The sequence below is a fragment of the Polaromonas sp. YR568 genome, assembly GCF_943371715.1.
Classification (GTDB): domain Bacteria; phylum Pseudomonadota; class Gammaproteobacteria; order Burkholderiales; family Burkholderiaceae_C; genus Polaromonas.
In genome coordinates this window covers 1-13,249 of sequence record NZ_CALRVW010000044.1, presented here as the reverse complement: position 1 = coordinate 13,249, position 13,249 = coordinate 1, and the positions used below count along the sequence as shown (strand labels likewise).

Sequence of the window (13,249 nt, the reverse complement as noted above, 5' to 3'; positions counted from 1 at the left end):
GGCCAGATCGGCCATGACCCAGGCCGGGCTGTTGTCGGCCAGCACGGCCAGCACGCGGTGGCCGGACAGACGCATCGCGAGGGCCGCCACGGTGTCCAGCACGTCGGCGGCGCGCCAGCTCTCGGTCTCGCCACGCAACACCGCGGCGTCGGGTGCGCGCGCGGCCAGCGCGGCTAACAGGCGTTCGGCGCTCATGCCTGCCGGCTCATACGGTCCAGCCCGAGCTGGATGCGGCCGGCCACCACGATGGGCTGGGTGTCGTAATACGTGCCCCAGGCCGCGGCGTCGTCGCCCAGGCGGGCGGGGTCGGCCTTGGCCAGGGCCAGCATGGGCAAGCCCAGCTTGGTGAGGATTCCTATCAGCTCCTGGGTGGCGGTGAACACCACCCATTCAAAGCCCAGGCGGTGCAGGTGCCGGCCCAGCGTGAGGATGACGTGAATGCTGCCGCCGGGCTTGTCGGCCGCGAGGTTGCCGACCTCGACAATGCGTTCGCGCACGACGTTCTGGCCGGCCAGCTGCGCCATGGCGACTTCAATCGGGGTGTCCAGGTAGCGTTCGAGAAACAGCTTGTCCGTGCTGGCACCACGCCAGCCGGCCGCCGCGATGATGCGGTCGTCCTGCTCCAGCAGCGCGAGGTTGGGGGCCAGGGAGGACGTGCGGGCGTTGTAGCGCCGCGCGAAAACCGTCCGGATGAAGGCTTCGGCTTCCTCCCGACGCGGTGAGCCGACGACGGTGTGGGTGGCGGTGATGGGGCGGGAGCGGGGTTCAAACACCTTGCGTTGCACAGTCTGCATGAGCATCCTTGAGGGATAAGTTCTGCAAAGTGTAGGAACGCAAGCCTTAAGCGCGCCTTAAGGCGGGGTGTGAAAAAAGGGCTGCGCTGATCGGGTATGGAGCCAGGATCCGGCCTGCCGTCTCCCCGCGGTCGTTTGAGGTAAAAAGTGGCCTTGGCCCCCGTCTACTGGGCGCGAAATGCTATCAGAAGCAGAGCGGTCTTGATGCCCGCCACGGTCAAAAGCAGGGAGCCCAGCACATGCAGCGCAGCCGTGCCCAGCGCCAAGCCGTAGCGCTCTTCCATCAGGAAAGTGACGACTTCGGCTGAAAACGAGGAAAACGTGGTGAGTCCGCCCAGAAAGCCGGTCACCAGCATCAGGCGCCAGACCGGGTCAAGCTGTGGCAGGGACTGGAAGACGGCCAGGCAGATGCCGATCAAATAGCCGCCAATCAGGTTGGCGGCCAGCGTGCCCCACGGAATGAGCCCGCCGGGCGTCAGCCACAGCGCCAGGCCCCAGCGGGCCAGTGCACCGACGCTGGCACCCAGACAGATGGCGATGACTACATGCATGGCGCGCCCGATCGTGAAGAAAGTTAAAGCTTACCCTGATCAGGTGCCCGGGCCGAGGTTGCGGCCGGTGGCACCGCACCGCCTTTTTGCCGCTCGCGGAACAGGGTGGCGCGCATCAGGAAGATCGTCGTGACGGGCGCCGTCAGGGCGACGAACAGCGTGATCAGCACGGCGCGCAGGAACAGGCTGTCGCCCTGAACCGAAAAGTAGATGATGGTCGCCAGGGTGATGCACCACACGCCGATCGTCGCGCCCAGGGTGGGCGCGTGGATGCGGTGGAAAAAGGTCGGCAGCCGCACCAGCCCGAAAGAGCCGATGGCCGCAAAGGCGGCACCGAGCACGGCGAACACAGCGGTGAGGACTTCGGCCCACAGCGGCAGTCCGGTGCTCATTCGATCACCTCGCCGCGCAGCAGGAACTTGGCCATGACGGTGGAGCCGACAAACCCGAACAGGGCGATCAGCAGGGCGGCTTCAAAATAGACATTGCTGGCATAGACAATGCCCAGCACCAGCATCATCAGCATGCCGTTGATGTAGAGGCAGTCCAGCGCCATCACGCGGTCCTGCGCGGTCGGCCCGATCAGCAGCCGGGCGACTGCGCACAACATGGCGACAGCCAGCAGAAAGAGGGCCAGCTTGAGTCCCCAAAAAAGAAAGTCGCTCATGATTCGAAAATCTCCATCAACGGGGCTTCATAACGCGTCTTGATCAGCGTGATGAAAGCCGCCTTGTCTTCCATGTCAAACACGTGCAGCAGCAGCCTGGAACGGTCAAACGACAGCTCTCCCCAGGCGGTGCCGGGTGTCAGGCAGCAGATCATGGCCAGCATCGCCAGTGCATTGGGGTCGCGCAGCTGCAGCGGGATCTCCACGAAGCGGGCCTCGATGTGCGCCGTGCGCCGCGTCAGCAGCAGCCGGGCGACCGTCAGCGCCGAATGCAGGAGGTCGCCCATCACCCGCACGACCAGACGCAGGGCGACGCCGGGTTTGCGCATGCGCACCTTGGCAGGGCGCAGGCTGCGGGTCAGCAGCGGCACCAGTACGGCAAGAAACGCCGCCATCAGCAAGGTGCCGGTATCGAGCGCCTGGTTCAGCAACAGCCAGACGATAAACAGCGCCAGCGACAGCGGTGGCGAAGGCAACCAGCGCCGCATCATGGCGAGACCTTGGTTGCGGGCGGGTTGGGGACTGGCCGCGCGCCCATCACGGCGTTGCGGTAGGCGGCGGGTTTGAACAGGCCTTGCGCGGTGTCACTGGCGTGGTGCATGACCGGGCCGGCCTCGATGCTCAGGGCAACACTGGCGGCCAGCAGTGCGGCGACCGGCAGCACCTCGAGGGCACGCAGGGCCGGCATGCTGCTCACGGGCTGCGTCCAGAAGTAGCGGATGCCGGCGCGGCTCAGCGCGACCAGCGTCAGAAAGCCGGACAGCAGCAGCAGCGCCAGAAAACTCCAGTTCGCCGGTGAAATCACCGGCGTGTCGAGCAGGGCCGACAGCATCGCGAACTTGCCGAGAAAGCCCGACAGCGGCGGCAGGCCGGCCAGCAGCAGCGTGCAGACCACAAAAGACAGGCCGAGGAAGGCGATGCCGGCCGGGATCGCGCGGCCGTAGAGCGCCTGCTGTTCATCGTCGAGGTTCACGTTGTCGATGGCGGTCAGGTCTTCCGAGAGAAAAGGCGCGTTGCCTGCCTTTTCATGCGGGGCGATGCTGGCGCCGGCATTGCGCCAGCGCTCGATCATGTCGATCAGCAGGAAGAAGGCGCTGGCAGCCAGCGTCGAGCTGAGCAGGTAATACAGTGCGCCGGCCCAGACCGCCGGCTGGCCCAGGCCGATGGCGGTCAGCAGGGTGCCGGCCGAGATCAGCACGGCGTACCCGGCCAGGTGCGACAGGCGCTGCGTGCCGGTGATGCCCAGCGCGCTGACGAACAGCGTGGACAGGCCGATGGCCAGCAGCACCTCCTGGCCGAACTGCGCCGACGCGCCGGTGTCCGGCGCGAACAGCACGGTCCACAGGCGCAGCACGGTGTAAATGCCGAGCTTGGTCAGCAGCGCGAACACGGCGCTGACGGGCGCCACCGCCGCGCTGTAGGCCGGCACCAGCCAGAAGTTCAGCGGCCAGGCGCCGGCCTTGGCAAAAAAGGCGGTGGCGAGAATCGCCGCGGCCGCGTGGACCAGGCCACGGTCGGCCGGGTCCAGCCGGGCGATGCGCAGGCCCAGGTCGGCCATGTTGAGCGTGCCGGTCACGCCATAGAGCAGCGCCGCACCCACGAGAAACAGGAACGAGGCCGCCAGATTGATGGCGATGTAGTGCAGGCCTGCACCGACCCGCAAGCGACCCGAGCCGTGCAGCAGCAGGCCGTAAGAGGCCGCCAGCATGACCTCGAAAAACACGAACAGGTTGAACAGGTCGCCGGTCAGGAACGCGCCATTCAGGCCCATGAGCTGCAGCTGCAGCAGCGGGTGGAAATGCACACCCGCGCGGTCCCAGCGCGAGGTCGAATAAATCGACACGGCGAAGGCGATCACGCCGGTCAGCGCCACCATCAGCGTGGAGAGCCGGTCGGCCACCAGCACAATGCCGAAGGGCGCACGCCAGTTGCCCGGCAGGTAAACGCCGATGGAGCCGGGCCCGGTGCCGGTGTCCACCGCGTTGACCCAGCGCAGCAGGGCCAGCGCGGCCAGCAGACCGATCAGGCCGGAGACCACGGTCAGCGCGGCCTTGGTGCGGCGCCGGTGTTCGCCCAGCAGCAGCATCAGCGCGGCCGTCAGCATGGGAACCAGGATGGGCACGGCCACCAGGTGCGGCATGGTGGCATCGAGCAGCCGGTCCAGCCAGTGCAGGAGTCCGCTCATTCGGGCGCTCCCTTCACCTGCACGCTGGTGTCATCCACCGCGTCGTCCTTGCCGTCCACATGGTCGGTGCCGGCCAGACCGCGCGAGGCCAGCATCACCACCAGAAACAGGGCCGTCATCGCAAAACCGATGACGATGGCCGTCAGCGCCAGCGCCTGCGGCATCGGGTCGGCGGTGTTGGCCAGCGTGGCCTTGAGGCCGGGCACCAGCACCGGCTCGCTGTCGATCTTGAGCCGGCCCATGCTGAAGATGAACAGGTTGACCGCGTACGAAATCAGCGTCAGGCCCATGATGACCTGGAAGGTACGCGGACGCAGCAGCAGGTAGACCCCCGAGCTGGTGAGCACGCCGATGCCGAGGGCGAGAACAATTTCCATCAGGTCTTCTCCATCGTGTTTGCGTCGTCTTCGCCAGTGACAGCGCGGATCCGGCTTTGCCGGTCCGCAGGTGTCGCCCCCTCGAGGGGGGAGGCGGCTACACGGAGTGAGTCCGCAACGGGGGGGAGCTTTTCCTCTTGTTCTTCGGCCCAGCGGTGACTGCGCACCGACTGGTGCGACAGTGCAGTGAGGATCAGCATGGTGGACCCCAGCACGATTGAAAAAACGCCCAGGTCGAAAAACAGCGCGCTGGGCACATGCAGGCTGCCGAGCAGCGGCAGGTGCAGGTGGGCGGTGTGGGTGGTCATGAAGGGATAACCCAGCACCACCGCGCCGCCGCCGGTGGCCAGCGCCAGCAGCAGGCCGATGGCGATCCAGCGGCGCGGGTAGATGCGCAGATGTTCTTCCACCCACTCGGTGCCGGAGACGATGAACTGCAGCAGCAGCGCGATCGACATCACCAGGCCGGCGACAAAACCGCCACCCGGCGCATTGTGGCCGCGCATGAAGAAATACGCCGACACCAGCACCGACACCGGCAGCAGCAGGCGCACCAGCACGGCGGGCACCATCAGGTAGCCGACCGCGGTGTCCACCGCGCGGCGCGGGTTCAGCAGGTCGCTGCTGCCGTCGTCGACCTGCGCGCGCTGTTGCGCGGGCAGGGCCATGGACTCGATCGCGGGCCGGAAGCGGCGCAGCAGCGCGTACACCGTCAGGGCCACCACGCCGAGCACGGTGATTTCGCCGAAGGTGTCGAAGCCGCGGAAGTCCACCAGCATCACGTTGACCACATTGGTGCCGCCGCCCTCGCTCAGCGCGCGGTCGAGAAAGAAGGGGGAGATGCTTTCCGGGAAACGCCGCGTCATCACCGTCCAGGACAGGGCCGCCATGCCGGCGCCGGCCAAAACGGCGATGGCCAGGTCGCGCCCGCGCCGGCCCCACAGCTGCAGGCGGGCCTGCATGGGCTGGATTGCCACCGTACGCATGGGCAGCCAGCGCAGGCCCAGCAGCAGCAGCACCGTGGTGACGGCTTCGACCACCAGCTGGGTCAATGCCAGGTCGGGCGCGGAAAACCAGATGTAGGTGATGCAGCACACCAGGCCGGCGCCCGAGGCCAGCATCAGCGCTGCCAGGCGGTGGAACTTGGCCTGCCAGGCGGCACCGACGGCGCATACCGCGCCTATGACCCAGGTCATGGCAAACATCGGTGAAAAAGCCAGCGGCTCGCGCTGGCCACGTTCGGTCGGTGTCAGCCAGAGCGCAGCCGCGGCACCGGTGAGCGCAATCAGCAGCAGGAGCAGCAGCTGCGCCTGCAGGCGCCGCGTGCCCAGCAGGTAGCGGCTGCGCCGGCCGGCCTCGCTGACCCGCGCCAGCACGTTCTCGAAGATGCGCTGGCCGTCAAAACGGTGCAGCAGCGGTGTGTGCGTCAGATGGCCGAGCGCGCGGCCGCGGCGTTGCAGCAGGTAGAGCGCCGCGCCGCCGGCCAGCGCGACAAAACTCATCAGCAGCGGCAGGTTGAAACCGTGCCAGACCGCCAGGCTGTAGACCGGCAGCGTGCCGCCGACCACCGGCCGCGCGGCCTCGGCCAGCAGCGGACCGACCGACCAGTGCGGCGCCACCCCGACCACGAGACATATCAGCACCAGCAGCTCGACTGGCACGCGCATCCAGTGCGGCGGTTCATGGGGCTTTTTCGGCACCTCGGGTCCGCAGGGCGGGCCGAAAAACACGTCGAACACAAAACGCGCCGAATAGGCCACGCTGAACACGCCCGCGACCGTGGCGATGAGGGGCAGGCCCCAGTTGAGCCACCCGGTGGACTGGATATAGACGGTTTCTGCGAAAAACATTTCCTTGGACAGAAAGCCGTTGAGCAGCGGCACGCCCGCCATCGAGGCGCTGGCAATCACCGCCAGCGTGCTGGTGATGGGCATGAGCCGCATCAGGCCGCTGAGCTTGCGGATGTCGCGCGTGCCGCTTTCGTGGTCGATGATGCCGGCCGCCATGAACAGCGAGGCCTTGAAGGTCGCGTGGTTCATGATGTGAAAGACGGCGGCGACCGCGGCCAGCGGGCTGTTCAGCCCCAGCAGCAGGGTGATCAGGCCGAGGTGGGAAATCGTCGAATACGCCAGCAGCGCCTTGAGGTCGCGCTGGAACATGGCGATGAAGCCGCCCATCAGCAGCGTGATGGCGCCGGCGCCGCCAACCAGCCAGAACCACTCGCTGGTGCCGGAGAGGACCGGCCACAGGCGCGCCATCAGGAACACACCGAGCTTGACCATGGTGGCCGAATGCAGATAGGCCGACACCGGCGTCGGTGCGGCCATGGCGCGCGGCAGCCAGAAATGAAACGGGAACTGCGCGCTTTTGGTGAAGGCACCCAGCAGAACCAGCACCAGCACCGTGGTGTACAGCGGATGCGCCCGGATCTCATCGCCCATGGCCAGCACCAGGTCCAGATCGTAGGTGCCGGTGATGCGTCCCAGCACCAGCACGCCGGCCAGCAGGCACAGGCCGCCGGCGCCGGTGACCGTCAGCGCCATGCGGGCGCCGCGCCGCGCGTCACGCCGGTGGTGCCAGTACCCGATCAGCAGAAAGGAAAACAGGCTGGTCAGTTCCCAGAACATCACCATCTGCACCAGGTTGCCCGAGAGCACGACGCCGATCATGGAACCCATGAAGGCCAGAAAGAAGGAGAAGAAGCGGGGCACCGGGTCCGAGGCGGACATGTAGTAACGCGCATACAGCACCACCAGCGCACCGATGCCCAGCACCAGCATGCAGAACAGCCAGGCAAAACCGTCCATGCGCAGCACGAGGTTCAGGCCGAGTTCCGGCACCCATTCGATCTCTTCGCGGATCACATTGCCACCGGCCAGTTGCGGGAACAGCCAGGCCGCCTGCAGCGCGCAGCCCAGGGCGACCAGGCCTGCCAGCGTCGATTCCCGGTTGCGGGCGTTGGCCGGCAACAAGGCGGCCAGCACGCTGGCAATGAAGGGAAGGGCGAGGAGCAGGACGAGGGGCATCGCGCTTGATTCTATCGAGCGGCCCTGGTACAGGCCGCTGGAAAACCTCTGCGCTGTCCAAGGCCTTTGGCAGGCCGGTGCCTGGCCTGTTGCCCTAGCGGCTCATCTGTTGCGGCAGCCAGGTGACGATGCCCGGAAAGACGTAGACCAGGGCGACGGCCGCACACATCAGGAAAAACATCGGCAGGGTGACCTTGGCGATCCAGGGCAGTTCACGCCCGGTCATGCCCTGCAGCACAAACAGGTTGAAGCCGACCGGCGGTGTGATCTGCGCCATCTCGACGACCAGCACGATGAAGATGCCGAACCAGATCGGGTCGATGCCGGCTTTCTGGATGGTCGGCATCAGCACGCCCATGGTCAGCACGACCATGGAGATGCCGTCGAGAAAGCAGCCGAGCACGATGAAGAAGAAGGTCAGCGCCAGGATCAGCTGGCCCTGGCTCAGGCCCAGCGAGGCAATCCATTCGGCCAGGTGGCGCGGCAGGCCGATGTAGCCCATGGACAGCGTCAGGAAAGCCGCACCGGCCAGGATCAGCGCGATCATGCAGTACAGGCGCGTGGCGCCCATCAGGGCTTCGCGGAAGGTGGCCCAGCTCATGGAGCCCTGCAGCGCAGAGATGACCAGGGCACCGACCACGCCGATGGCCGCCGCCTCGGTGGCCGTGGCGATGCCGGAGTAGATGGAACCCAGCACCGCGGCGATCAGCAGCACCACGGGAATCAGTGCGCGTGAGGCCGAGAGTTTTTGCAGAAAAGTCGTTTTGGCGTCGGCCGGAGGGATCTGATCAGGATGGCGCAGGGCCCAGACCACGATGTAGCCCGAAAACAGCAAGGCCAGCATGATGCCGGGAAACACGCCTGCAATGAACAGGCTGGCAATCGACACCTCGGCCGAGACGCCATACACAATCATGATGATGGACGGCGGGATCAAGAGGCCCAGGGTGCTGGCGCCGGCCAGCGTGCCGACAATCATGTGCTCGGGGTAACCGCGGCGCTTGAGTTCGGGCAAGGTCATCTTGCCGATGGTGGCGCAGGTGGCCGCGCTGGAGCCCGACACCGCCGCAAAAATCGTGCAGCCCACCACGTTGGTGTGCAGCAGCCGGCCCGGCAGGGCCTGCATCCAGGGCGCCAGGCCCTTGAACATGTCCTGCGACAGCCGTGTCCGAAACAGGATTTCTCCCATCCAGATGAACAGGGGCAGGGCAGTCAGCGTCCAGCTTGACGCGGACCCCCAGATGGTGACGGCCATGGCGTCGCCGGCCACGCGCGAAGTGAATAGCTGCATGCCTATCCAGGCCACGCCCGACAAGGTCAGTCCGATCCAGACGCCGGTGCCCAGGATGAAAAAGAGGGACAGCACCAGCAGGCCCATGATGGTCAGGTCGTTCATGGGGTCCTTATTCGTTGCGCAGCGCTTCGCTGCTGGTCACGGTGATCCGTCGGCCCTGGATCTCGAGCACCAGCTCGTCGATGAACGCCACCACCAGGATGACTGCACCCAAAGCCATGGCCAGTTGCGGAATCCACAGCGGCGTGGCATCGCTGCCGGTGGAGATGTCGTTGAACATACGCGACTGCCAGGCCAGCTTGCAGCTGTAGGCGGCAAACAGCAGGGCCAGCAGCGTGGCCAGCCCCAGGGCCCAGAGTTCCAGCGCTTTTTTCCAGCGGCCTTTGATGGCATTGAGCAGCAGGGTGACGCGAATGTGCTCGCCGCGTTTAAGGGTATGCGCGAGCGCGAGGAAACCGCTGGCGGCCATCAGGTAGCCGGCGTAGGCATCGGTGCCCGGTACATGAAAATGCAGCTGCCGGCTGACGATGGACAGCAGCACCATGATCAGCAGTCCCACCATGAAAAGCGCCGCCAGGGCGGCGGCGCTGTCGTATATGCCGTCAAGCAGCTTGCGCATGTCGGCGGTTACTTGCGGTAGGCGTCAACGATGGCCTGGCCTTCAGGTCCGGCCTTGTCCAGCCATTCCTTGAGCATCACGTCGCCAACCTTCTTCATGTCGGCCTTGAGCGCGGGCGATGGCGGCAGCACCTGCATGCCGTTGGCCTTGAGGGTTTCCAGCGTCTTGGTGTTGACGGCCTGGCTGGCTGCCCAGCCGCGTGTTTCGGCGTCGGCCGCTGCCTTGAGCACCGCCTGTTTGGTGGCCGCGTCCAGGGCGTCGAATGCCGCCTTGTTGACGATCACTGCATTCTTGGGCAACCAGGCCTGGGTGTCGTAGTAGTACTTGAGGTGTTCATACAGCTTGCTGTCCACGCCGGTGGCGCCGGAGGTCATGGTGGACTCGACCACGCCGGTGGCCAGCGCCTGGGAGAACTCGGCAGCCTGCACTGTCACCGGCTGGGCACCGACGAGTTCGGCGATACGTGCGGTGGCGGGGCTGTAGGCGCGCCACTTGATGCCTTTGAGGTCGGCCGCCGCGTTGATCGGCTTCTTGGAGTAGATGCCCTGGGGCGGCCAGGCCACTGCATACAGCAACTGGATGCCCTGCTCGCCCAGTTTCTTTTGCAGCGCCGGCTTCTGGGCCTGGTAAAGCTTCATGGCGCTGGGGTAGCCGTCGGCCAGGAAGGGCAGGCCGTCCGTGCCGAAGATGGCCCATTCGTTCTGGAAGTTGGCCAGCAGGATTTCGCCAGCCTGAGCCTGGCCGCCCTGAACAGCGCGCTTGATTTCGGGCGCCTTGAACAGCGAGGCGTTGGCATGCACCGTGATTTTGAGCTTGCCGCCGCTGGCCTTGTCCACGTCGTTGGCGAACTGCACCAGGTTTTCGCTGTGGAAGTTGGTCGCCGGGTAACCTGCGGGCAGGTCCCACTTGGTCTGGGCGGATACGGCGCTGCCGACACTCAGGAGGGTGGCCATCAGTGCGAGTTTGAATTTCATGAAAGCTCCAGGACAATGGAAGTTGATAAGTATGGATAGGATAGACGCAAATCCCGCGCCAGTTTCCCCGGGCATACCCCAAAATCCTGACAGCCCTCCGGGGCACCCTCGCCATGAACCTCCGCTTTGTTGAAGCCTTTTACTGGGTGGCCTCGCTTAAAAGCATTTCCCGGGCCGCTGAAAAGCTGTACCTGACGCAGTCCGCGATGTCCAGCCGCATCGCTACGCTGGAAGATGAATTGGGCGTTTTGCTGCTGGACCGCCGCGACAAGCAGTTCAAGCTGACAGGCGCAGGTGCGCGGTTCCTGCAATACGCAGAAAAACTGCTGGCGCTGCAGCGTGAGGTCAAGGCCGAGATGGGGTCGGGGCAGACCATGGCGGTTTCCATGCGCATAGGCGCCATCGAATCGGTGCTGCATTCGTGGCTGATTCCCTGGCTCGAAAAACTGCGAGCTGACTATCCCGGCCTGGAGCTGGAGCTGACCGTGGAAACCACGCCCATCCTGATTGACCAGATGCAGCGCGGGACACTGGACCTGGTTTTTGCTGTGTTGCCAGCCTCAGCCGAAGGCGTGCGAAACCATGCCCTGCCGACCATGGACATGGTGTTTGTGGGCCACCCGGACCTGCACAAGAAAAGAAATTACAGACTTGACGAGCTCGCCGGCATGGAACTATTGACCTTCCAGAAGGGCTCCCAACCGCATGTCACCCTGCTTGACCTGTTCAGGACGCACCGCATGGAGCCCAAAAAGGTGCATGCGATTTCCTCGATTTCCGCCATGGTTCAACTGGTCCAGGGCGGCTTCGGGGTGGCCTTGCTCCCGCGTGCTGCAGTCGAGCGGCTGACCGGTTTTGCGCGCCTGAAACCGTTGACCTGCGACGCAAAATTGCAGTCGCTGCCCATTCATGCCAGCTACCGCACAGACCCCAGTTCGAAAACCGTGGAAACCGTGGTGCAGTCGGCTGTCGCCTTCGCCAGCGGCCGAAAGAATGCACCAAAAGGGCGTCAAAAAGCCCTGTAAAGGTAAACCCTTATCATCGAAAAAATCGATGATGTAAGCGAAATATTTTGAATTTGCTGAAGGTTGCCGACGCTCACACAATTCGCCCATCGTCATGAAAGTGACATACGCAAACGGGGAATTTTCTGGTGAGCACATCGACTGAATCGGCACTCTCGGTTTTCGGCGCAGGCGGCATCAACCATGCGGCGCATGTTCGCGGTCTCATCCGGCAGGGCCGTTGGGCATCGCACACGAGCGGCCTGGCGAGCGACCATGTTCAGGGCAATGTGGTGATCCTCCCTGCGGCCGAAGCCGGCGACTTCCTGCGCTATTGCCAGCGCAACCCCAAACCCTGTCCCCTGCTGGCCGTGTCGGAACCGGGCCAGGCGGCCCTTCCGGCTCTGGGTGCGGACATCGACATCTGCACCGACCTGCCGCGTTACCGCGTGTGGCGCCATGGCGAGCTGGTGGACGAGCCCACGGACATCAGCGCCCTGTGGCGCAAGGACCTGGTGACTTTTGTGATCGGCTGCTCCTTCAGTTTTGAGCAGGCACTGATGGAGGCCGGCCTGAAGCTGCGCCATGTGGAACAGGGCAGGAACGTGGCCATGTTTCGCACCAGCATCGCCACCGAAGCGGCCGGGCCGTTCAAGGGCCCGCTGGTGGTGTCGATGCGGCCGTTGAAGGCCGCTGCGGCCATTCGGGCCGTGCAGGTCACCTCACGCTTTCCGAATGTGCATGGCGCGCCCGTTCATATCGGCGATCCATCGCTGATCGGCATCACCGACCTGTCCATGCCGGATTACGGCGATGCGGTGGAAGTGATGTCCGACGAATTGCCGGTCTTCTGGGCCTGCGGCGTCACACCACAAGCGGCCATCCAGCAGGCACGTCCCGAGTTCTGCATCACCCACGCCCCTGGCGCGATGCTGATTACCGACCTTTTCAACAACCAGCTTGCCAGTTTTTAACCAAGGAGCCATCCATGAAAAAATTTATTTTCTGTCTGTCCGCCCTCGCGGTAACCGCTACCGTTTCGGCGCAGACCAAGTGGGATCTGCCCACCGGTTACAGCGCCAACAGCTTCCAGACCCAGAACGTGCAGCAGTTCGCCAACGAGGTGGACCAGCTCACCGGCGGGAAGCTCAAGATCACGCTGCATCCGGGCGGCTCGCTGTACAAGGCCAACGAGATCAAGCGCGCGGTGCAGACCGGCCAGGTCCAGGCAGCAGAGTTCATCCTGTCGGGCGCGGCCAATGAAAACCCGCTGTTCGGGGTGGACTCCATTCCTTTCCTGGCCACCAGTTATGGTGAGGCCAAACGCCTGTACCTGGCGGCCAGGCCGGCGCAGGACAAGTTGCTGGCTTCACAGGGCGTGAAGGTGCTGTTCACGGTGCCCTGGCCCGGCCAGTCGCTGTATTCGCTCAAGCCGGTCGCCACGCCGGCCGACTTTGCCGGCACCAAGATGCGTGCCTACAACCCGGCGACTACACGCATCGCGCAACTGCTCAAGGCCCAGCCAGTCACCATCCAGCTGGCCGAACTCGGCCAGGCGCTGGCCACCGGTGGTGTGCAGAACTTCCTGACGTCCAGCGCCAGCGGCATCGAGAGCAAGCTGCATGAACAGGTCAAGTATTTCTACCCCGTCAGCGCCTGGTTGCCGCGCAACGCCACGGTGGTGAGCCAGAAGGCGTTCGACGCACTCGACAAGCCCACCCAGGAGGCCTTGCTTTTGGGTGTAAAAACAAAAACCTC

14 protein-coding genes and 1 pseudogene are annotated in these 13,249 nt (G+C 64.9%); 3 read left to right on the top strand and 12 right to left on the bottom strand.

The window, feature by feature from the left end:
* The 12 genes and pseudogenes from AAG813_RS19480 to AAG813_RS19425 all read right to left on the bottom strand — a co-directional run.
* Positions 1-195, bottom strand: a pseudogene (locus tag AAG813_RS19480) (long-chain acyl-CoA synthetase); the annotation flags it as partial.
* Positions 192-794 (bottom strand): thermostable hemolysin, encoded by a 603-nt coding sequence (locus AAG813_RS19475; RefSeq protein WP_341917726.1) that lies wholly within the window; start codon positions 792-794, stop codon positions 192-194. The gene AAG813_RS19475 and the pseudogene AAG813_RS19480, both read right to left, overlap by 4 nt.
* Positions 795-958: 164 nt before the next feature.
* The gene (crcB, locus tag AAG813_RS19470; RefSeq protein ID WP_341917724.1) at positions 959-1,345 is read right to left on the bottom strand and encodes a fluoride efflux transporter CrcB; all 387 of its coding nucleotides are present in this window, start codon (positions 1,343-1,345) and stop codon (positions 959-961) included.
* Positions 1,346-1,368: 23 nt separating this feature from the next.
* Positions 1,369-1,737 (bottom strand): monovalent cation/H(+) antiporter subunit G, encoded by a 369-nt coding sequence (gene mnhG, locus AAG813_RS19465; protein ID WP_341917723.1) that lies wholly within the window; start codon positions 1,735-1,737, stop codon positions 1,369-1,371.
* Positions 1,734-2,012, bottom strand: a complete 279-nt coding sequence (locus AAG813_RS19460) for a K+/H+ antiporter subunit F (RefSeq protein ID WP_341917721.1) — start codon at positions 2,010-2,012, stop codon at positions 1,734-1,736. The genes mnhG and AAG813_RS19460 overlap by 4 nt, the downstream gene beginning before the upstream one ends.
* A complete protein-coding gene (locus AAG813_RS19455; protein WP_341917730.1) occupies positions 2,009-2,500 on the bottom strand; it encodes a Na+/H+ antiporter subunit E in 492 nt (163 codons plus the stop codon). The genes AAG813_RS19460 and AAG813_RS19455 overlap by 4 nt, the downstream gene beginning before the upstream one ends.
* The gene (locus AAG813_RS19450) at positions 2,500-4,197 is read right to left on the bottom strand and encodes a monovalent cation/H+ antiporter subunit D (protein ID WP_341917718.1); all 1,698 of its coding nucleotides are present in this window, start codon (positions 4,195-4,197) and stop codon (positions 2,500-2,502) included. The genes AAG813_RS19455 and AAG813_RS19450 overlap by 1 nt, the downstream gene beginning before the upstream one ends.
* Positions 4,194-4,574: a Na+/H+ antiporter subunit C gene (locus AAG813_RS19445; RefSeq protein WP_341917716.1), complete on the bottom strand. Its 381-nt coding sequence runs from the start codon at positions 4,572-4,574 to the stop codon at positions 4,194-4,196. Before AAG813_RS19445 ends, AAG813_RS19450 begins: the two co-directional genes overlap by 4 nt.
* The gene (locus tag AAG813_RS19440; RefSeq protein ID WP_341917715.1) at positions 4,574-7,600 is read right to left on the bottom strand and encodes a monovalent cation/H+ antiporter subunit A; all 3,027 of its coding nucleotides are present in this window, start codon (positions 7,598-7,600) and stop codon (positions 4,574-4,576) included. The genes AAG813_RS19445 and AAG813_RS19440 overlap by 1 nt, the downstream gene beginning before the upstream one ends.
* Positions 7,601-7,694: 94 nt before the next feature.
* The gene (locus AAG813_RS19435) at positions 7,695-8,996 is read right to left on the bottom strand and encodes a TRAP transporter large permease subunit (RefSeq protein ID WP_341917714.1); all 1,302 of its coding nucleotides are present in this window, start codon (positions 8,994-8,996) and stop codon (positions 7,695-7,697) included.
* Between the two features lie 7 nt (positions 8,997-9,003).
* A complete protein-coding gene (locus AAG813_RS19430) occupies positions 9,004-9,513 on the bottom strand; it encodes a TRAP transporter small permease (protein ID WP_341917712.1) in 510 nt (169 codons plus the stop codon).
* 8 nt (positions 9,514-9,521) lie between these two features.
* Positions 9,522-10,487: a TRAP transporter substrate-binding protein gene (locus AAG813_RS19425; RefSeq protein WP_341917710.1), complete on the bottom strand. Its 966-nt coding sequence runs from the start codon at positions 10,485-10,487 to the stop codon at positions 9,522-9,524.
* A gap of 113 nt (positions 10,488-10,600) precedes the next feature.
* Between AAG813_RS19425 and AAG813_RS19420 the strand changes: the two genes are divergently transcribed.
* From AAG813_RS19420 to AAG813_RS19410, 3 genes are all read left to right on the top strand, one after another.
* Positions 10,601-11,512 carry a LysR family transcriptional regulator gene (locus AAG813_RS19420; RefSeq protein WP_341917709.1) on the top strand — a complete coding sequence of 304 codons (912 nt, stop codon included), beginning with the start codon at positions 10,601-10,603 and terminating at the stop codon, positions 11,510-11,512.
* Positions 11,513-11,688: 176 nt separating this feature from the next.
* Positions 11,689-12,465, top strand: a complete 777-nt coding sequence (locus tag AAG813_RS19415) for a putative hydro-lyase (protein ID WP_341917728.1) — start codon at positions 11,689-11,691, stop codon at positions 12,463-12,465.
* A 14-nt stretch (positions 12,466-12,479) separates the two neighbouring features.
* Positions 12,480-13,249, top strand: a 770-nt coding sequence (locus tag AAG813_RS19410; RefSeq protein WP_341917707.1) for a TRAP transporter substrate-binding protein, incomplete at its 3' end; no start/stop codon positions are given.